This is a genomic window from Luteimonas composti (genome assembly GCF_042678665.1).
GTDB classification, from domain to species: domain Bacteria; phylum Pseudomonadota; class Gammaproteobacteria; order Xanthomonadales; family Xanthomonadaceae; genus Luteimonas; species Luteimonas composti.
The window spans coordinates 35,165-55,760 of sequence record NZ_JBHTKU010000005.1 but is presented as its reverse complement, the minus strand read 5'-3'; the positions used below and the strand labels follow the sequence as shown (position 1 = coordinate 55,760).

General features: G+C 70.5%; 14 protein-coding genes. 13 read left to right on the top strand and 1 reads right to left on the bottom strand.

The window, feature by feature from the left end; translation table 11 throughout:
- Positions 1-93: 93 nt before the first annotated feature.
- Positions 94-501, top strand: coding sequence for a 50S ribosomal protein L19 (gene rplS / locus ACFQ2D_RS14950; RefSeq protein ID WP_280943464.1), 408 nt, complete (start codon positions 94-96; stop codon positions 499-501).
- A 214-nt stretch (positions 502-715) separates the two neighbouring features.
- Positions 716-1,123 carry an RNA-binding S4 domain-containing protein gene (locus ACFQ2D_RS14945; RefSeq protein ID WP_280943465.1) on the top strand — a complete coding sequence of 136 codons (408 nt, stop codon included), beginning with the start codon at positions 716-718 and terminating at the stop codon, positions 1,121-1,123.
- Between the two features lie 85 nt (positions 1,124-1,208).
- Here the strand turns inward: ACFQ2D_RS14945 and ACFQ2D_RS14940 are convergent, their stop codons facing one another.
- Positions 1,209-3,866, bottom strand: coding sequence for a TonB-dependent receptor (locus ACFQ2D_RS14940; RefSeq protein ID WP_280943466.1), 2,658 nt, complete (start codon positions 3,864-3,866; stop codon positions 1,209-1,211).
- A 330-nt stretch (positions 3,867-4,196) separates the two neighbouring features.
- Between ACFQ2D_RS14940 and ACFQ2D_RS14935 the strand changes: the two genes are divergently transcribed.
- The 11 genes from ACFQ2D_RS14935 to alaS all read left to right on the top strand — a co-directional run bounded on the left by ACFQ2D_RS14935 (position 4,197) and on the right by alaS (position 20,451).
- Positions 4,197-5,648 (top strand): GGDEF domain-containing protein, encoded by a 1,452-nt coding sequence (locus tag ACFQ2D_RS14935; RefSeq protein ID WP_280943467.1) that lies wholly within the window; start codon positions 4,197-4,199, stop codon positions 5,646-5,648.
- Positions 5,649-5,711: 63 nt separating this feature from the next.
- Positions 5,712-8,318: a DNA mismatch repair protein MutS gene (gene mutS / locus ACFQ2D_RS14930; RefSeq protein WP_280943468.1), complete on the top strand. Its 2,607-nt coding sequence runs from the start codon at positions 5,712-5,714 to the stop codon at positions 8,316-8,318.
- Positions 8,319-8,350: 32 nt separating this feature from the next.
- A complete protein-coding gene (locus ACFQ2D_RS14925) occupies positions 8,351-8,986 on the top strand; it encodes a DUF937 domain-containing protein (RefSeq protein ID WP_280943469.1) in 636 nt (211 codons plus the stop codon).
- A 93-nt stretch (positions 8,987-9,079) separates the two neighbouring features.
- Entirely contained in the window at positions 9,080-10,285 is a 1,206-nt protein-coding gene (locus ACFQ2D_RS14920; RefSeq protein WP_280943470.1) for a BaiN/RdsA family NAD(P)/FAD-dependent oxidoreductase, read from the top strand.
- Positions 10,286-10,424: 139 nt separating this feature from the next.
- Entirely contained in the window at positions 10,425-12,641 is a 2,217-nt protein-coding gene (gene katG / locus ACFQ2D_RS14915; RefSeq protein WP_280943471.1) for a catalase/peroxidase HPI, read from the top strand.
- Positions 12,642-12,779: 138 nt separating this feature from the next.
- On the top strand, positions 12,780-13,283 hold the full coding sequence (locus tag ACFQ2D_RS14910; RefSeq protein WP_280943472.1) for a CinA family protein: 504 nt from the start codon (positions 12,780-12,782) through the stop codon (positions 13,281-13,283).
- Positions 13,284-13,314: 31 nt separating this feature from the next.
- Positions 13,315-14,994 (top strand): ABC1 kinase family protein, encoded by a 1,680-nt coding sequence (locus ACFQ2D_RS14905; protein WP_280943511.1) that lies wholly within the window; start codon positions 13,315-13,317, stop codon positions 14,992-14,994.
- Positions 14,995-15,047: 53 nt separating this feature from the next.
- Positions 15,048-15,689 (top strand): transcriptional repressor LexA, encoded by a 642-nt coding sequence (gene lexA / locus ACFQ2D_RS14900; RefSeq protein WP_280943473.1) that lies wholly within the window; start codon positions 15,048-15,050, stop codon positions 15,687-15,689.
- Positions 15,690-15,850: 161 nt separating this feature from the next.
- The gene (recA, locus tag ACFQ2D_RS14895) at positions 15,851-16,891 is read left to right on the top strand and encodes a recombinase RecA (protein ID WP_280943512.1); all 1,041 of its coding nucleotides are present in this window, start codon (positions 15,851-15,853) and stop codon (positions 16,889-16,891) included.
- A 217-nt stretch (positions 16,892-17,108) separates the two neighbouring features.
- A complete protein-coding gene (gene recX / locus ACFQ2D_RS14890) occupies positions 17,109-17,597 on the top strand; it encodes a recombination regulator RecX (protein ID WP_280943474.1) in 489 nt (162 codons plus the stop codon).
- Between the two features lie 202 nt (positions 17,598-17,799).
- Positions 17,800-20,451, top strand: coding sequence for an alanine--tRNA ligase (alaS, locus tag ACFQ2D_RS14885; protein WP_280943475.1), 2,652 nt, complete (start codon positions 17,800-17,802; stop codon positions 20,449-20,451).
- Positions 20,452-20,596: the final 145 nt, after the last annotated feature.

Below are 20,596 nucleotides of genomic sequence, written 5' to 3'. Positions count from 1 at the left end.
GCTGACCCGCCAGAGCGGGCTGCCAAGCCAAGAGCGTGCGTCCACGTGCACCACGCCTACAACGACTCCAACAGGCTCCATCGAGATCCCGCCATGACCACCAAGCCGTCCCTGAACACCCTGCTGCAGCAGTTCGAGTCCGAACAGGCGCAGCGCCAGCTGCCCGACTTCGGCCCCGGCGACACCGTCGTCGTCAACGTGAAGGTGAAGGAAGGCAACCGCGAGCGCGTCCAGGCCTACGAAGGCGTGGTCATCGGCAAGAAGAACGCCGGCCTCAACTCCTCGTTCACCGTGCGCAAGATCTCCCACGGCTACGGCGTGGAGCGCGTGTTCCAGACCCACAGCGCCACCATCGACTCGGTTGAAGTGAAGCGCCGCGGCAAGGTCCGCGCCGGCAAGCTGTACTACCTGCGTGGCCTGGAAGGCAAGAAGGCGCGCATCAAGGAAGACCTGTCCGCGCACGCCAAGGCCAAGGCCGCGGCGGCCGCTGCCGCCGAGTAAGGCAGGCTTCCCGCGCGACACCGCAGCGGCCGCCCCCGGGGCGGCCGTTCGCGTTTCCGGCCTGACCTGCATTGGCCCGGGGATCGGGCCGGCGGAGGACCCCACGCCCGCGCCGGGACCCGCCCCCGTGCCGCCCGCGGCCCGGCTGGCCCCACATCGCGCCGACGGGATGCGCACTAGAATCCGCGGCCGTTCCCGTCGCGCCCGATTGCCCATGCACGATCAACCCGTCGCCGCCCAGCCCGTCCGCCTGGACCTCTGGCTGTGGGCCGCGCGCTTCTTCCGCACGCGCGCGCTGGCCAAGCAGGCGGTCGAGACCGGCAAGGTCGAGGTCGGCGGCCAGCGCGCCAAGCCCGCGCGGGCCGTGCGAATGGGCGATGCGCTGCGGATCGAGCGCAGCGGCGAGGTGTTCGAGGTCGAGGTGCGCGGCCTGTCCGACAGCCGTGGTCCGGCACCGGTCGCGCAGGCGCTGTATGCCGAGTCGGATGCATCGCGCGCGCGGCGCGAGGCGGCGCGCGAACTGGCCCGTGCCGAGCGCACCGGCTATCGCGCGCCGGAAACGCGCCCGGACAAGCGCGCACGCCGCCTGATCCGCGCGCTGGGCGATATCGACGCGAGCTGAGCCGCGAGCGCGCGGAAGCGGTCCGGCGGGTAAAGAGAAGCCCGCGCATCGTGCGATGCGCGGGCCCCAGGGCCAGCCTCCGAGGTCAGTAGCGCACGCGCAGCGTCACGCCGTACATCCGCGGCGCGGCCGGGAAGGCGTTGAAGGTGTTGAGCGGATTGCCCGGGTCGGGGAACAGGCCCTGCAGCGGTGCGTCGAAGCCCACCTGCACGTACTCGGTGTCGGTGAGGTTGGTGCTCCACAGCTCGACCATCCAGCGGTTGTCGCTGCGGCCGATGCCGAGGCGGGCATTCACCACCGTGTACGAAGACTGGTGCTTCTCGACGTCCAGGTCCGAACCGGTGTTGTAGTCGCCCATGTACTTGGCGCCGATGTTGAAGCGGCCGAGCAGCGAGCTGCCGAAATCCCACTCGTAGGTCACCGCCATCGAGCCCGACCACTCCGGTGCGAACGGCATGGTGGAGCCCGGGAGCTTGTACAGCGCACCCGACGTGCTAAGCGGCGTGCGCTGTTCGAAATCGACGCCGGGGATGTCGTCGCCGAACTTGGTGTCGGCATACATCAGGCCGCCCTGCAGCATCAGCCCCGGCACCGACTGCGGCTGCCAAAGCACCTCGGCATCCACGCCCTTGGAGGTCACCTTCGGGATCGAGCGCACCACGAAGCTGGTGCCGAGGAAGCTGTTGAGCTGGAAGTCCTCGTACTCCTGGTGGAACGCCGTGGCGTTGAGCAGCAGCGAGCCGCCGGCCCAGGTGGTCTTGGCGCCCAGCTCGTAGCTGTCGACGAACTCGGCCGGGAACGAGGTGTCCAGCACCGGGGTGATGCCCGCGCCGCTGGCCGAGTTGCCGTCCGCCGACTGCACGCGGTCGAGGTTGAAGCCGCCGCCCTTGTAGCCGCGCGCGGCCGAGGCGTAGGTCATCAGGTTCTCGTTCCAGCGGTAGGCCGCCTTGAGCGTGCCCGACCACTCCTTCTCCTCGCTCTCCTGGAACGTGTCGCGGCTGGGCGCGTTGTGCAGCGCGTTGGCCCAGGGCAGGCACATGTAGCCCGCGATCTGCGGCCCCGCCGAGCCCATGATCGCATCCTGCACCGGGCCGGGCAGGCCGGCAAAGGCGGAACTGCGCGAGGACAGCGCCGCGCGAAGGCGCGCGTAGCGCGCCGGGTTGAGCGGGTTGAGGTCGGTGAGCGCACCGGTACAGGCCAGGCTGCCGTTGGGATTGCTGTAGTTGGAAGTGAGTTCCTTGTCCTCGCGGGTGTAGCGCAGGCCCAGGGTGACATCGAGCGCGTCGGTGGCGTGCCAGGTGTTGTTGGTGAACAGCGCCAGGCTCTTCGCGTTCTGCTGGTAGCGGTCGAGCGCGCCCAGCCCGGTGAAGCCGGTGCCGTACGGCGTACCGCCGACCTGCGACAGGAACGCGGCGGCCGGCAGGTTCAGCGGGTTGTCGAGCGGAACCCCGGCCGCGGCCAGGCTCTGGCCGACCAGCTGGTACACCAGCGTCGAGACATAGGGTTCGTAGTGCTGGCCGATGCGGTAGCTCTCGTTGCGGTCCAGATCCTCGTCCGAATAGAACAGGCCGACCATCCAGTCGACGCGGTCGGTGGCGCCGGTCAGGCGCAGTTCCTGGCTGAAGGTCTTGAACCCGGTAAACGATTCGTCCTCGTCGCCGTTCCGGTAGATCAGGTCCGCGGTGCTGAAGTCGTAATCCAGGCCGTTGATGGCCTGCCACTCTCGCGAAGCGGTGATCGAGGTCAGGGTGGCGCCGCCGAAGCCGCCCAGGTCCCAGTTCACCTCGGCCGAAACGCCCTTGTCCTTGATGTCCTGGCTGGTGGGACGGTTGCTGTAGGCGACTCGGTCGAAGGGATCGTCGCCGGGCCGGGCCACGGCCTGGCCGCCGGCGAGCGCGTTGAGGATCGCGGCGGTGCCGCCGACCGTGGTCTGCACCGCCGTGCAGCAGTTCTCCTCCCGGCTGGTGAAGTCGCCCGAGAGCAGGATGTCTAGGCTCTCGGATGGTTCGAACAGAAGTTTGGCGCGGACGGTATGGAAATTCTGGTCGTAGTCCTCGTCCTCGGTGCGCGGGCCGTTGCCCGTGACCACGTCCATCCAGCCGTCGCGCTTGCGCTTGGCGGCATAGATGCTGAAGGCGGCCTGGTCGCTGAAGCTGTCGTTGTAGCTGCCCGACACGCCCAGTGCGCCGTAGTTGCCCGCGGTGATCTCCGCCTCGGCGCCCTGCGTGTAGCTCGGGCGGCGGGTAACCACGTTGATCACGCCGGCCGAGGTGTTCTTGCCGAACACGGTGCCCTGCGGGCCCTTGAGCACCTCGATGCGCTCGAGCTGGCCGAGGTCGCCGAAGCCGACGCTGTTGCGCGGCCGGTAGACGCCGTCGATCACCACGCCCACCGAGGATTCAAGGCCCACGTTGTCGCCGACCGTGCCGATCCCGCGGATGCGGGCGGTGGTGATGGCCTCGTTCTGGGTGCTGGTGACGGTCAGCCCGGGCACCAGGATCTGCATGTCCTTGATGTCGCGCACGCTGGCGTCCTGCAGCAACTGCTCGTCCAGCGCGGTGACCGAGATCGGCACGTCCTGCAGCGCTTCCTCGCGCTTCTGCGCCGTCACGACGAGCGTGGACAGCGTCCGGGTCTCGTCGCTGGGCGCGGGGTCCTGCGCCGCTGCCGGAACGGCCATGGAGACGATCGCCGCAAACAGGGCGATGGCGAGTGGATTGCGCTGCGGATGGCCAGATGCCATGAGACTCCCCCAAATTGGTTGAATGGCAATGCGGTGACGCGAAGCAGTGCTGCGACAACGATGCACGTCCGCCCGGGAAGCCCGGGGACGGACCTCGGGCGACCGGCCCGCGTGGGGGACTGACCGGCGCCCGGAGAACCTGGAGCGAACGAAAACCTAACATAAGTTCCGAAATTGGGAAGCCCGCCATGCCCTCGCGTACGGATTCCCCCGGGCCATCCGGTCCGGGCCCCCGCCGCCTGCCGGAGCGCGGGTACGGTCACGCCAGTCCGGCGGCACAAGCCCCCGCTGGCCCCGGCCGCGCTGCAGGGCACCCGATACAATGGACCGGTGAACAGGCCTGCCCCCCAGACCGGCACGAGCGCCGACAAGGCGCCGCCGGCCGACACCCGCCTGATGGCGGACTGGCGGCGCCGGGTCGGAGCGCTGACCGACCCGATGCGGGCGATGCTGGCCGAGGTCTGCGAGCAGGGCGGCCCGGCGGTGGCGGACCACTTCTACGGCGCCATGCTGGAGGACCCGCGCGCGGCGCGGTTCCTCGACGTCAACCAGGTGCGCGAACGGCTCAAGCCCTCGCTGCAGCGCTGGCTCAAGGCGCTGCTGGCTGCGACCACCGGCGAGATCGCCAACCTGTATGCGCTGCAGGAGCACGTGGGCCACGTCCACGCCCGCATCGGCATCCCCGTCGACCTGGTCGGCCGCGGCGCACGCATGCTCAAGGACGATCTGCACGCGGGCATCCGCGCCCGCGCCGGCGACGACGCGGCCGCGCTGGAGGTCGTGCTGGCGGTCGACGGCCTGGTCGATATCGCGATGGAAACCATGACCCGGGCCTACGCCCGCTCGCGCGAGGTGGTGGGGGCGCTGGACGGTTCGTTCCGCCTGTTTTCCCTGATCCAGAACATCGGCACCGAGCGCGAACGCCAGCGTGCCCTGCTGCTGGCCTGGGAGAATTCGCTGCTCTATGCGCTGACCGCCGAACAGCCCGGTCCGCCGCAGCCGCTGCTGATCTCGCGTTCGGAGTTCGGCCTGTGGTTCCTGCACAAGGGCATGGCGAGCTTCGGCGATACCGCCGAGACGCGCGAGGTCAGCGCCATCTCAGAGCGCATCGATGCCGCCCTGCGCGAGCGCCTGCCCACCGCCGCCAACGCGGGCGAGCGCCGCCTGCTGCTCGACCAGCTGCGCGCGCTGGCCGACCAGATCCGCAGCCTGGTCTCGATCATGTTCGACGGCATCGGCGACCTGGAATCGGGGCGCGACGCGCTGACCCGGCTGCTCAACCGCCGCTTCCTGCCGACCATCCTGCGCCGCGAGATCTCGCTGCAGGCCAATACCGGACGCCAGTTCGCGGTGTTGATGATCGACCTCGACCACTTCAAGTCGATCAACGACACCCACGGCCATGCCGCCGGCGACCGCGCGCTGCAGCACGTGGCCAGCCTGCTGATGGAGAACACCCGCGGCAGCGACTACCTGTTCCGCTACGGCGGCGAGGAGTTCGTGGTGGTCCTGGGGTCGGTCGACGAAGTCGAGGCGCTGGGCATCGCCGAAGGACTGCGTCGCGCGATCGCCGCCTCGCCGGTGGCGCTGGGCGACAGCCTGCGCCTGCCGGTCACCGCCAGCCTGGGCGTGGCCATGCAGGACGGGCATCCGGACTACGAGCGGGTGCTGGCGCGCGCCGACGCCGCGATGTACCAGGCCAAGCGCGGCGGGCGCGACCGCGTGGTCCTGGCCGGCAGCGACATGCCCGATCCGCCCGGCGCGCGCGTGCTGCGCTACTGAGGCCGGCGCGCGGCGGCTACAATCCGGGGCCGGCGCGCCGTCGCGCGTCCCGTTCCGGATCGAATGAAGCTGGACAAGTCCCCCGAACACACCCCCCTGATGAAGCAGTACTTCGCCGCGAAGGCGGAGCATCCGGACGTGCTGCTGTTCTTCCGGATGGGGGATTTCTACGAACTGTTCCACGACGACGCGCGCAAGGCCGCGCGGCTGCTGGACATCACCCTGACCCAGCGCGGCAGCTCCGGCGGCGCGCCGATCCCGATGGCCGGCGTGCCGCACCATTCGGCCGAAGGCTACCTGGCGCGGCTGGTGGCGCTGGGCGAATCGGTGGCGATCTGCGAGCAGATCGGCGATCCGGCGGCCAGCAAGGGCCTGGTCGAGCGCAAGGTGGTGCGCATCGTCACCCCCGGCACCGTCACCGACGAGGCCCTGCTCAACGAGCGCCGCGACACGCTGCTGCTGGCCCTGGTGCGCGGCAAGGGCGGCTTCGGCCTGGCCTGGGCGGACCTGTCGGCCGGCCGCTTCCTGGTCAACGAGGTGGCGAACGAGGACCAGCTCGAGGCCGAACTGGCGCGGCTGGACCCGGCCGAGCTGCTGCTGCCGGACGAGGAGGGCTGGCCGGCCGCGCTGCATGAGCGCACGGGATTGCGGCGCCGGCCGCCGTGGCTGTTCGACGCCGACTCCGGCCGCCGCCAGCTGCTGCGCTTCTTCGGCCTGCACGACCTCACCGGTTTCGGCATCGAGGACCGGCCACTGGCGATCGCCGCGGCAGGCGCGCTGCTGGGCTACGTGGAGGAAACCCAGAAGCAGCGCCTGCCGCACCTGACCTCGATCGCGGTCGAGAGCGGCGACGGCGCGATCGCGATGAACGCCGCCACGCGCCGCCACCTCGAACTCGACACCCGCGTCGATGGCGATACGCGCCACACCCTGCTGGGCGTGCTCGACAGCACCGTCTCGCCGATGGGCGGTCGCCTGCTGCGCCGCTGGCTGCACCGCCCGCTGCGCGGGCAGGACACGGTGCGCCTGCGCCACGACGCGGTCGCGACCCTGATCGACCACCGCTGCGAGGACGCGCTGCGCGAGCGCTTCCGCGCGATGGGCGACCTCGAACGCATCCTCTCGCGCATCGCGCTGCGCTCGGCGCGTCCGCGCGACCTGTCCACCCTGCGCGACGGCCTGGCCATGCTGCCAGCGCTGCGCGAACTGCTGGCGCCGCTCGACGCGCCCCGCCTGCAGGAACTGTCGAAGCAGCTCGGCGAGCACGCGGCCGAGGCGAGCCTGCTGCAGCAGGCGCTGGTCGAACAGCCGCCGGTGCTGGCGCGCGACGGCGGCGTGTTCGCAGAAGGCTACGACGCCGAACTCGACGAGCTGCGCATGCTGAGCCAGAACGCCGACCAGTTCCTGGTCGACCTGGAGGCGCGCGAGAAGGAGGCCACCGGCATTCCCACCCTCAAGGTGGGTTACAACCGCGTGCACGGCTATTACATCGAGGTCAGCAAGGCGCAGGCGGGCAGGGCGCCGCCGCACTACAGCCGTCGCCAGACCCTGACCAACGCCGAGCGCTACATCACCGAGGAGCTCAAGGCCTTCGAGGACAAGGTGCTGTCGGCGCGCGAGCGCGCGTTGGCGCGGGAGCGCCTGCTGTACGAGCAGCTGCTCGACGCGCTCGACGCCCGGCTGGAGCCGCTGCGCGCTTGCGCCGCGGCGCTCAGCGAGCTGGACGTGCTGGCCGCGTTCGCCGAACGCGCGCAGGCGCTGGACTGGTCGCGCCCGCTGCTGCGGTCCGAGCCCGGACTGTGCATCGAGCGCGGCCGCCATCCGGTGGTGGAGGCGGTGCGCGACGATCCGTTCGAGCCCAACGACCTGATGCTCGAGTGCGACGACGACGGCAACGGCCGCCGCATGCTGGTGATCACCGGCCCCAACATGGGCGGCAAGAGCACCTACATGCGGCAGAACGCACTGATCGTGCTTCTGGCCCATATCGGCAGCTTCGTGCCGGCCGCACGCGCGGAGATCGGGCCGATCGACCGCATCCTCACCCGGATCGGCGCCGGCGACGACCTGGCCCGCGGCCAGTCGACCTTCATGGTCGAGATGGCCGAGACCAGCTACATCCTGCACCACGCCACGGCGCAGTCGCTGGTGCTGATGGATGAGATCGGCCGCGGCACCTCGACCTACGACGGCCTCGCCCTGGCCGAGGCCTGCGCGCGCCACCTGGCGGCGGTCAACCGAAGCTACACGCTGTTCGCCACCCACTATTTCGAACTGACCGCGCTGGCGACGCCCGGCAGCGGCATCGCCAACGTGCACCTGGACGCGGTGGAGCACCACGACGGCCGCGGCAACGAGACCCTGGTGTTCATGCACGCGGTCAAGGACGGCCCGGCCAACCGCAGTTTCGGGCTGCAGGTGGCGGCGCTGGCCGGCCTGCCGAAGGCGGTGATCCGCGACGCGCGCGTGCGCCTGGCCGAACTCGAGCAGCGCGGCCACGACGCGGCCGGGAATGCGCCGATGTCGGCCGAGCGGATCGACCAGCCGCAGCAGTTCGGCCTGTTCGCGCCTTCCTCCGCGGCGCTGGAGGCGCTGGCCTCGATCGACCCGGACGAACTGACCCCGAAGCAGGCGCTGGAGGCGCTATACCGGCTCAAGGCGCTACAGTAGTTTTTCCCGCGCGACGCGCCTTGGAGCCTGCCATGTCCAGTTCCCTCACCGACCAGTTGTTCCAGCAGCTGCAGGGCGCGCCGCTTCAGCGGATCGCGCAGCAACTCGGCGCCGGCCAGGCGCAGACGGCGGGCGCGGTGAGTGCGGCGCTGCCGCTGCTGCTCGGCGCGCTGGGCCGCAACGCCAGCCAGCCGCAGGGCGCGCAGGCGCTGTTCGGCGCGTTGCAGCAGGACTTCGCCGGCGCCGGCGACCTGGGCGGCCTGCTAGGCGCGGTGCTGGGCGGCGCGCAGTCGCGCCAGACCAACGGCGCCGGCATCCTCGGACACGTGCTCGGTGGCCAGCTGCCGCGCGCCGAGGCCGGACTGGCCCAGGCCACCGGCCTGGACAGCGGCAAGGCGGGCCAGCTGATGAAGATTCTCGCCCCCATCGTGCTCGCCTTCCTGGCGCGGCAGCTGTTCCAGGACAAGGGCGAGGGCCAGCTGGCGCAGGGCGACGCGAGCGCGCAGCAGCTCGGCGCGATCCTGGGCGAGGAGCAGCGCCAGGTGCGCCAGCAGGGTGGCATCGGCGGCGGACTGCTCGGCGCGGTGCTCGACCAGGATGGCGATGGCCAGTTCGGGGTGGGCGACCTGCTGAAGATCGGCGGCGGCCTGCTTGGCGGCAAGCGCTGAACCGCGATCCGTGACCGGCCGGAAGACGCGGCGGGCTCTGCCCGCCGTTTCCGTTATGGCGCCGCGCAGGCGGGCCCGGACGGCGCGCGGCGCATGAGTTCGGACGTTCGCCGCGAGAGGATCGAGACCGACGTCGTCGTGATCGGCGCCGGCGCGGCCGGGCTGATGTGCGCCATTGCCGCCGGTGCGCGCGGCCGCCGCGTGCTGGTGCTCGACCACGCCAACAAGGTCGGCAAGAAGATCCTGATGTCCGGCGGCGGCCGCTGCAACTTCACCAATACCGGCACCTCGCCAGCCAACTACATCAGCGCCAATCCGCATTTCTGCAAGTCGGCGCTGGCGCGCTACACGCCGTCGGACTTCATCGCCATGGTCGATGCGCACCGCATCGCATGGCACGAGAAGGAACTGGGCCAGCTGTTCTGCGACGAGTCATCGAAGCTGATCGTGCGCATGCTGCTCGACGAGGCCGCAGCGGTGGACGCGCAGGTGCGCACGCACTGCACGGTCGAGCGCATCGAACGCCCCGGCGAGCGCCACTTCCGCCTGCGCACCACGCTGGGCACGGTGGAATGCGAATCGCTGGTGGTCGCCACCGGCGGCCTGTCCATTCCCAGCATGGGCGCCACCGGCTTCGGTTACGAGATCGCGCGCCAGTTCGGCCATGCCGTGCTGGCCACGCGCGCGGGCCTGGTACCGCTGACGCTGAGCGGCAAGCCGCTGGAGCGGCTGCAGGACCTGTCCGGGCTGTCGTTCGAGGTGGAAGCGAGCTGCAACGGCGCCAGCTTCCGCAACCGCCTGCTGGTCACCCATCGCGGCCTCAGCGGCCCGGCCATCCTGCAGATCTCGTCCTACTGGCAGCCCGGCGATGCGCTGCGGCTCGACCTGCTGCCCGGGCGGGACGCCCTGGCCTGGCTGCAGGCGCAGCAGCGCGAGCGCGCCGGCACCGAACTGCGCAACGTGCTGGCCGACGTGCTGCCGCGCCGCTTCGCCCAGCGCCTGTGCGAGGTCTGGCTGCCGAGCCGGCCGATGAAGCAGTACGGCCCGTCGCAGCTGCAGCAGGTTGCGACCCAGCTGGCCGACTGGCGGATCACCGCCAGCGGCACCGAGGGGTATCGTACGGCCGAGGTGACGCTGGGCGGGGTGGATACCGACGGCCTGTCGTCGAGCACGATGATGTCGCGCCAGGTGCCCGGCCTGTTCTTCATCGGCGAGGTGGTGGACGTGACCGGCTGGCTGGGCGGCTACAACTTCCAGTGGGCCTGGGCCTCCGGGCGGGCGGCCGGCGGCGCGTGCTGATCGCTGCGATTGACGCAAGGCATCCATCCGGAAATCGATAGGTAGGCCCTATCGCGCTGTTCGCATCATTCGATTTCCTCAACCGCTGGCGGGTCGCTACCTTGGGCGCTCGCCACCAACTGCCGGGGAGAAACCAGCGATGTCGTCCGAATCCAAGTGCCCGTTCCATTCCGCCGCCGGCGGCGGCACCACCAACCGCGACTGGTGGCCCAACCAGCTGCGCCTGGACCTGCTCAGCCAGCATTCCGAGCGGTCCAATCCGCTGGGCAAGTCGTTCAATTACCGCGAAGAGTTCAAGAAGCTCGACTACGCGGCGCTGAAGAAGGACCTGCTGCAGCTGATGACCACCTCGCAGGACTGGTGGCCGGCCGATTTCGGCAACTACGCCGGCCTGATGATCCGCATGGCCTGGCATAGCGCCGGCACCTACCGCAGCGGCGACGGGCGCGGCGGCGCCGGACGCGGCCAGCAGCGCTTCGCGCCGCTCAATTCCTGGCCGGACAACGTCAACCTCGACAAGGCGCGCCGCCTGCTGTGGCCGATCAAGCAGAAGTACGGCCAGAAGATTTCCTGGGCCGACCTGATGATCCTGGCCGGCAACGTGGCGCTGGAATCCACGGGCTTTCGCACCTACGGCTTCTCCGGCGGCCGCGAGGACGTGTGGGAACCCGACCAGGACGTGTACTGGGGTCGCGAGACCACCTGGCTTGGCGGCGACGAACGCTACTCGCGCGGATCCGAAGGCGTGCCCAAGCCGCGCGAGGACAGCGTGCTGGTGTCGGAGGACGATGCCGACGGCAAGGTCCACACCCGCGACCTCGAGAACCCGCTGGCCGCGGTGCAGATGGGCCTGATCTACGTGAACCCGGAAGGCCCGGACGGCAACCCCGACCCGTTGCTCGCCGCGCACGACATCCGCGAGACCTTCAAGCGCATGGCGATGGACGACGAGGAGACCGTCGCGCTCATCGCCGGCGGCCACACCATCGGCAAGACCCACGGCGCAGCCCCTTCCGACCACGTCGGGGCAGATCCGGAAGCGGCCGACCTGGAGCTGGGCGGCCTGGGCTGGGCGAACAGCTTCGGCAGCGGCAAGGGCGCCGACACCATCACCTCGGGCCTGGAAGTCACCTGGACCAGCACGCCCGCGCAGTGGGGCAACGACTTCTTCAAGTTCCTGTTCGACTTCGAGTGGGAGCTGACGAAGTCGCCGGCCGGTGCCCACCAGTGGGTGGCGAAGGACACCGAGCCCTTCATCCCGGGCCCGACGCCGGATGCGCCCAAGCGCCGGCCGACGATGCTCACCACCGACCTGTCGCTGCGCTTCGATCCGATCTACGGGGAGATCTCGCGCCGCTTCCGCGACGATCCGCAGGCGTTCGCCACCGCCTATGCGCGCGCCTGGTTCAAGCTCACCCACCGCGACATGGGGCCGAAGGCACGCTACATCGGCCCGGAAGTACCGAACGAGGATCTGATCTGGCAGGATCCGCTGCCGCGTCCGCTGCACAAGCCCACCCCGGCCGACATTGCCGAGGCCAAGGCCAAGATCGCGGCCTCGGGCCTCACCGTCGGCGACCTGGTCTCGGCGGCCTGGGCTTCGGCCTCGACCTTCCGCGGCGGGGACAAGCGCGGCGGCGCAAACGGCGCGCGCCTGCGCCTGGATCCGCAGCGCGGCTGGCAGGTCAACCAGCGCGCGGTGCAGGTGCTGCCGAAGCTGGAGGAGATCCAGCGCGACTGCCGGCTGTCGCTCGCCGACCTTGTCGTGCTCGCCGGCGGCGTGGGCATCGAGCAGGCCGCGACCGCCGCGGGCTTCGCCATCGAAGTGCCGTTCACCCCGGGCCGCGTCGACGCGGAGCAGGACCAGACCGATGTCGAGTCCTTCGCCGATCTCGAACCCTTCGCCGACGGCTTCCGCAATTACGTCAAGTCGCGTTCGGCGGTGCCGGCCGAGCACCTGCTGGTCGACAAGGCCCAGCTGCTGACCCTGACCGCCCCGGAGATGACCGCACTGGTCGGCGGCCTGCGCGTGCTGGGCGCCAACTGGGACGGCAGCGACCTGGGCGTGCTCACCGACAGGCCGGGCTCGCTGACGACCGACTTCTTCGCCAACCTGCTGGACATGGCGACCGAATGGAAGCCGGCGGGCGAGAACCTGTTCGAGGGCCGCGACCGCAAGACCGGCGCGAAGAAGTACAGCGGCAGCCGTGTCGACCTGGTGTTCGCGTCGAACTCGGTGCTGCGCGCGCTGGCCGAGGTGTATGCGCAGGCCGACGGCGGGGAGAAGTTCGTCAAGGACTTCGTCGCCGCCTGGGTCAAGGTGATGGAGCTCGACCGCTTCGACCTCAAGGCCTGAGCCGGGTCGGCCTGGACGCAAAGGCCCCGCGCAAGCGGGGCCTTTGCCATGCGGCGGGTGACCGCGACCGCCCCGTCCGGCCTGCGGCCATCCGCGGTTTGGAGTAAAAAGACAGGCCGACGACCACCGCGCCCGCCGATGCCCGATTCCGCCGTATCCGACGACGACCTGCGCCAGCTCGCCACCAGTGTCGGTGCGCGCTTGCGCGAAGGCCACCACATGCTGGTGACTGCCGAGAGTTGTACCGGCGGCTGGATCGCCAAGGTGATGACCGATATCGCCGGCTCCTCGGAGTGGTTCGACTGCGGCATGGCCGCGTACAGCTACGAGGCCAAGCAGGCGCTGCTGGGCGTGTCGCCGCAGACGCTGGAAGTGCACGGCGCCGTCAGCCGCGAGACCGCCATCGAGATGGTGTCGGGCGCGCTGGTGCATTCGGGCGCCTCGGTCGCGGTGGCCGTGACCGGCATCGCCGGTCCCGGCGGCGGCAGCGCCGACAAGCCGGTCGGCACGGTGTGGATCGCCTGGAAGCGGCGCGGCGGATATGCGCGGGCGGAGCTGTTCCAGTTCGACGGCGATCGCGACGCGGTGCGCAGGCAGACGGTTGCAGCCGCGTTGCGCGGCATTGATGGCGCGCTGGCGTGAGCAGGACCATGCGTCCGCTGCGGGGCCGGTGATGTGGGAGACGCTCGGCACCGTCCGTGACCTCGGGCGCCTGCAGGACATCGCCCGCGTGCTGGTGCGCTACGGCTTCGGCGACCTGGTGCGCCGCTTCGGCCTGGCCGGCGCGCTCGAACGCGCGGGGCGGCTGGTGCACTGGCAGGCGGTGGAGGAGGGCCTGCTGCAGCTCGAAGTCCCCGAACGCGTGCGCGCCGCGCTGCAGGACCTGGGGCCGACCTTCGTCAAGCTCGGCCAGGTGCTGGCCACGCGCGTGGACATGCTGCCGCCGCGCTGGGTCGAGGAACTGTCGGAACTGCAGAACGCGGTGCCGCCGGTCGACTTCGAACGCATCCGCCCGCAGCTGGCCGAGGACCTGGGCGCCGACCCCGACCACGTGTTCGCCAGCCTCGAACACGCGCCGATGGCGGCCGCCTCGCTGGCGCAGGCGCATCGCGCGACCCTGGCCGACGGCACGCCGGTGGTGCTCAAGGTGCGGCGCCCGGGGATCCGCGACCTGGTCGAGGCCGACCTGCGCCTGCTCGCGCACCTGGCCACGATCGTCGAGAAGCAGATGCCCGAGCTGCGCCGCTTCCATCCGGCCGCCACCCTGCGCGAGTTCGCCGCTTCGCTGCGGCGCGAGCTCGATTTCGCGGCCGAGTGCCGCAGCGCCGAGCGCATCGCGCGCAACTTCGAAGGCCGCGACGACATCGTGGTGCCCAAGGTCTACTGGCAGTGGACCTGCGAGCGCCTCAACGTGCAGGAAATGCTGGAGGGCGTGCCGGGGCGCGACCTGGCCGCGGTGGATGCCCTCGGTCTCGACCGCCGCGCGCTGGCCCGCACCGGCGCCGGGCTGGTGCTGAAGATGGTGCTCGAGGATGGCTTCTTCCACGCCGATCCGCACCCGGGCAACATCTTCTACATGCCGGGCGGGGCGATCGGGGTGATCGACTTCGGCATGGTCGGCCACGTGTCCGAACAGCGCCGCTTCGAGATCGTGCGGCTGCTGCACGGGCTGGTCGCGCAGGATGCGTCCGCCGTGTCCGAAGTGCTGGTGGACTGGACCGGCGACAACCCCGACATCGACGAGGGCGGCCTGCAGGAATCGGTGGACCGGTTCGTCGACCAGTACCGCGGGGTGCCGCTCAAGGACCTGCGCATGGGCCGGATGCTGGGCGACGTGGCGGCGATCCTGCGCGGCCACGGACTGACCCTGCCGCCGGACCTGGCGCTGATGGTCAAGACCTTCCTCACCCTGGAGGGCATGGGTCGCCAGCTCGATCCGGACTTCGACATGGCCAGCGCCGCGCGCCCCTTCCTGGAGCGGGCGATGCTGCGGCGCTACGCGCCTTCGGTGCTGGCCCGGCGCGGGCGACGCGCGCTGTCCGGCCTGCTCGACCTGGCGCGCGACATGCCGCAGGACCTGCACAGGCTGCTGCGCGCCGCCCGCCGCGGCAAGCTGCGCGTTCATGTCGACGTCGATTCGCTCAAGGGATTCGGCGACCAGATCGACCGCGCGGTGAGCCGCCTGACCTTCGGCGTCGTGACCGCCGCCCTGATCGTGGGCTCCTCGATCGTGCTCAACAGCGCGGGCGGGGTGTCGAGCACCGGGCTGCGGGTGCTTGGGGTCGTGGGTTTCGTGGGGGCGGCGCTGGGCGGCCTCTACATCCTGTTCTCGACCTGGCGTGGCGGCCGCTAGGACGTGGCTCGGGTAATTGCCTGGCCCTGGGTTTAGTAGTATTACTACTAACCATGAAGCTCACCGACACCCAGCAGGGCATCCTCGCGATGATCGCGGAGCGGATCGAGGCCGAGGGCGTGCCGCCGTCGCAGACCGAGATCGCCCGCGCCTTCGGTTTCAGCAGCGTGCGCGCGGCGCAGTACCACCTCGAGGCGCTGGAGGCGGCCGGCGCCATCGGCCGCGTGCCCGGCCGCGCCCGCGGCATCCGGGTGCTGGTCCCGGCGTCGCAGTCCGGGCAGGCCGATGCGCCGCCGGTCGCCAGCGACGATGCCCTGCACCTGCCGGTCCTGGGCCAGGTCGCGGCGGGCCTGCCGATCGGTGCCGACATCGGCAGCGAGCAGATGGTGCTGATGGATCGCGCCCTGTTCTCGCCGGCGCCTGACTACCTGCTCAAGGTCAAGGGCGATTCGATGATCGACGAGGGCATCTTCGAGGGCGACCTGATCGGCGTGCACCGCACCCGCGATGCGCGCAGCGGGCAGATCGTGGTGGCGCGGGTGGACGATGCGATCACGGTCAAGCTGCTGAAGATCGGCAAGGACCGCATCCGCCTGCTGCCGCGCAACCCCGACTACGCGCCGATCGAGGTGCAGCCCGGCCAGGACTTCGCCATCGAGGGCCTCTACTGCGGGCTGGTGAGGCCGAACCGGTGATCCGGGCGGGGAGTTTTCCCACATCCGCCAGGGGCGAATCCCGGCATCCGCTGCACCGGTCGCGCGGCTAGCGTCGATCCCGGCGCCGGCGTCGCAGCTTTTGCGATGGGCGCCTGCAAGGATGCACCCAACACGAATTCAACATGACAAGGACCACCACGATGGACGAGAACAAGAAGCGCGCCCTTTCCGCGGCCCTGAGCCAGATCGAGAAGCAGTTCGGCAAGGGCTCGGTGATGCGGATGGGCGATGGCAGCGTCGAGCCGGCCGAGGTGGTCGGGACCGGTTCGCTGATGCTGGACATGGCGCTGGGCATCGGTGGCCTGCCCAAGGGGCGGGTGGTCGAGATCTACGGCCCCGAGTCCTCGGGCAAGACCACGCTCACCCTGCAGACCATCGCCGAATGCCAGAAGGCCGGCGGCACCGCCGCGTTCATCGACGCCGAGCATGCGCTCGACCCGACCTACGCGCAGAAGCTGGGGGTGAACATCGACGACCTGCTGGTCTCGCAGCCCGACACCGGCGAGCAGGCGCTGGAGATCGCCGACATGCTGGTGCGCTCCAACGCGGTCGACGTGGTGGTGGTCGACTCGGTCGCCGCGCTGACGCCCAAGGCCGAGATCGAGGGCGAGATGGGCGACCAGCTGCCGGGCCTGCAGGCGCGCCTGATGAGCCAGGCGCTGCGCAAGCTGACCGGCAACATCAAGCGCAGCAACTGCATGGTGATCTTCATCAACCAGCTGCGCATGAAGATCGGCGTGATGATGCCGGGCCAGAGCCCGGAAACCACCACCGGCGGCAACGCGCTCAAGTTCTACGCGTCGGTGCGCCTGGACATCCGCCGCATCGGCGCGATCAAGAAGGGCGACGAGATCATCGGCAACCAGACCCGCATCAAGGTGGTCAAGAACAAGATGGCGCCTCCGTTCAAGCAGGTCATCACCGAGATCCTGTACGGCGAGGGCATCAGCCGCGAGGGCGAACTGATCGACATGGGCGTGGACGCCAAGCTGGTCGACAAGGCCGGCGCCTGGTACAGCTACGGCAGCGAGCGCATCGGCCAGGGCAAGGAGAACGCGCGCAACTACCTCAAGGAGAATCCCGAGGTGGCGAAGAAGCTCGAGGCCGAGCTGCGCGAGAAGTTCCAGCCCGCCGATGCCAAGCGCGACGAGGAAGACGACAAGGCCGGCGCGGACGCCTGACCTCCCGGATGATCTTCGCGGCCAGGGACGGCCTTCTCCATCCAGCCCTCTCCGGCGACGGGAGGGCTGATCCTGTTGGGCGGCCTGGCAGAGGAGGGCGCATGGGCATGGCGGACGAGACGGGCGGGTCCGGCGCGATCGGGGCGCCCCTTCGCAGCCGGAAGCTGCGGGGCGCCGTCCCGGTGGCGTGCGGGCGATGCCCCGGGGCACGACCGGCATGAGCGACGCGCCGCGTCCGCGCCGACCACGGCAGCCGCCGACCGCCACCCAGCGCGCCCTGGGCCTGCTGACCCGGCGCGAGCATTCGCGCCGCGAGCTCACCCGCAAGCTCACCGCGCGCGGCGTCGAAGCCGAGGACGCCCGCGCCGCCGTCGAGCGCCTGGCCGAGGCGGGCTGGCAGGACGACGCCCGCTTCGCCGAATCGCTGGTGCGCAGCCGCGCGGGCAGCGGTTACGGGCCGCTCCACATCCGCGCCGAACTCGGCATGCACGGGCTCGACCGCGAGGCGGTGGAGGCCGCCATGGCCGGCTTCGAGGGCGACTGGGACGAGGTCGCCCGCGACCTGGTGCGCAGGCGGTTCGGCGAGTCCGGCCCGCGCGATCCGAACCAGCGTCGCAAGGCCGCAGAGCTGCTGATGCGGCGCGGTTTCGACGGCGGCCGCATCCGGGCGGCCACCCGCTTCGACCCGGACGATCCGGACGGCTGACCCACAGGCCGCGGAGGGCATCGGAGCGCCTGCCGGCGGGAAGGGGAGGGCGGGCATTGCCGGGCGCGAGGCCCGTGCAGCGGCGACTTGAACCGGCCGGTTTGCTAATCTGGCGGCTTCGCTGGGTGTGTCTGCTCTGGCCATGTGCCTCTCTCGGGGTGTCGCGGACGGGCCAGGCCGCCCGCCCGTCCCCAAGTACGCCATGACCACGTCCAGCCCCTATACGACCGCGCGCATCCGCAGCGACTTCCTCGACTTCTTCCGCGGCAAGGGCCACGAAATCGTGCCCTCGGCGCCGCTGGTGCCCGCCAACGACCCGACCCTGCTGTTCACCAACTCGGGCATGGTCCAGTTCAAGGACGTGTTCCTGGGCGCGGAGAAGCGCGCCAACCCGCGCGCGGCCGACGTGCAACGCTGCCTGCGCGCCGGCGGCAAGCACAACGACCTGGATTCGGTGGGCTACACGGCGCGCCACCACACCTTCTTCGAGATGCTGGGCAACTGGTCGTTTGGCGACTACTTCAAGAAGGAAGCGATCGCCTGGGCCTGGGAGCTGTTGACCCAGGTGTGGAAGCTGCCGGCCGAGCGGCTGCTGGTCACCGTCTACCACACCGACGACGAGGCCTACGCGCTGTGGCACGAGATGATCGGCGTGCCGGCCGAGCGCATCGTCCGCATCGGCGACAACAAGGGCGCGCCCTACGCCTCGGACAATTTCTGGCAGATGGCCGATACCGGCCCCTGCGGCCCGTGCACCGAGATCTTCTACGACCATGGTCCGGAGCACTTCGGCGGCCCGCCGGGCTCGCCCGACGAGGACGGCGACCGCTACATCGAGATCTGGAACCTGGTGTTCATGCAGTTCGACAAGCAGGCCGACGGCACGCTCGTGCCGCTGCCCGCGCCCTGCGTCGACACCGGCATGGGCCTGGAGCGCCTCGCTGCCGTGCTGCAGCACGTGCACAGCAATTACGAGATCGACCTGTTCCAGGCGCTGATCCGCAAGGCGGCCGAACTCACCGGCACGCCGGACCTGGAGAACAAGTCGCTGCGCGTGATCGCCGACCACATCCGCGCCTGTTCCTTCCTGATCGTCGACGGCGTGCTGCCGTCCAACGAGGGCCGCGGCTACGTGCTGCGCCGGATCATCCGCCGCGCGCTGCGCCATGGCTGGATGCTGGGCACGCGCGGCCCGTTCTTCCACCGTCTCGTCGGCACGCTCGCCACGCTGATGGGCGAGGCGTATCCGGAGCTGCCCGCCAAGCGCGAACTGGTGGAGAAGGCGCTGCTGGCCGAGGAAGAGCGTTTCGCCGAGACGCTCGACGCGGGCATGAAGATCTTCGACGAGGTGGCGGCGAAGTCGGACGGCTGCATCCCGGGCGCCGATGCGTTCCGCCTGTACGACACCTATGGCTTCCCGCTCGACCTCACCCAGGACATCGCGCGCGAGCGCGGCCTGACCGTGGACATCGCCGGCTTCGACGCGGCGATGGAGCGGCAGCGCGAGACCGCGCGTGCGGCCGGCAAGTTCGGCGGTGGCGTGCAGCTTCCGGCCGACCTGGTCGCGCAGCTGCAGCCGACCCGGTTCGTGGGCTACGACCGTCTCGAGGCCGACGGCCTGGCGGTGCTGGCCCTGCTCAAGGACGGGCGCCCGGTCGACGCCGTCGAGGCCGGCGACGAGGCCATCGTCATCCTCGATGCGACGCCGTTCTACGGCGAGTCCGGCGGCCAGGTCGGCGATACCGGCGAGCTGCACGGCGTCGAGACGCGTTTCGCCGTGTCCGACACGCAGAAGCTCGCCGGGCAGTTTTTCGGGCACACCGGACGGCTGCAGTCGGGGATCCTGCGCGTCGGCGACACCCTGGCCGGCACGGTTGACGGGCAGCGCCGCGGCAGCATCGTGCTCAACCACAGCGCCACCCACCTGCTGCACGGCGCGCTGCGCGGGCTGCTGGGCACGCACGTGGCGCAGAAGGGTTCGCTGGTCGCGCCCGACCGCCTGCGCTTCGACTTCTCGCACTTCCAGCCGATCGGCGGCGAGGAACTGGCGGAAATCGAGCGCCGGGTCAACGTCGAGGTCCGCGCCAACCATGCCGTGGTCGTCGACGAGATGGGCATGCAGGAGGCGATCGACGCCGGCGCCATCGCGCTGTTCGGCGAGAAGTACGGCGAGCGCGTGCGCGTGGTGAAGATGGGCGATTCGATCGAACTGTGCGGTGGCACCCATGTCGGCCGCACCGGCGAGATCGGCCTGTTCAAGCTGGTGTCCGAGGGTGGCGTGTCCGCCGGCGTGCGCCGGGTCGAGGCACTGACCGGCCAGGCCGCGCTCGACCACGTGCTGGGCGAGGAGGGCCGCCTGCGCGAGGCCGCCGGCCTGCTCGGCGGTACCACCGCAGAGGTCGCCGACAAGCTGCGTGGCCTGCTCGACCGCCAGAAGAAGCTCGAGCGCGAGGTCGAGGCCTACAAGGCCAAGGCCGCCAGCGGCGCGACCGCCGACCTCGGCGCGCAGGCGGTCGAGGTGCACGGCATCAGGGTGCTGGCCGCGCGCGTCGACGGCCTGGACGCGAAGGCACTGCGCGATGCCCTGGACCGGCTGCGCCAGCAACTCGGCGATGCCGCGATCGTGCTGGCCGGCGCGAGCGAAGGCAGGGCGGCGCTGGTCGCCGGCGTGTCCGGCGCGGCGGCCGGCCGGATCAAGGCCGGGGAACTCGTCGGCTTCGTTGCCGGTCGTACCGGAGGCAAGGGCGGCGGTCGCCCGGACATGGCGCAGGGCGGAGGTGCCGATGGCCCGGACCTGGTCGCGGCGCTGACCGACGTTCCCGGCTGGGTCGCGGCGAAGCTGAGTGCCGGCTGATACCGAGTATTTGCTCCATGACCTCTGTCGGTTGACCGGGCGTCCCGGTCCGGACATGCTTCTCGTTTATTTCAGTTTGAAACGTGTGTTGGCAGCAGGCGCGCGCGCCGGGGCCGGGGGCGTTTCGGCAGCACAGGCCACCGGC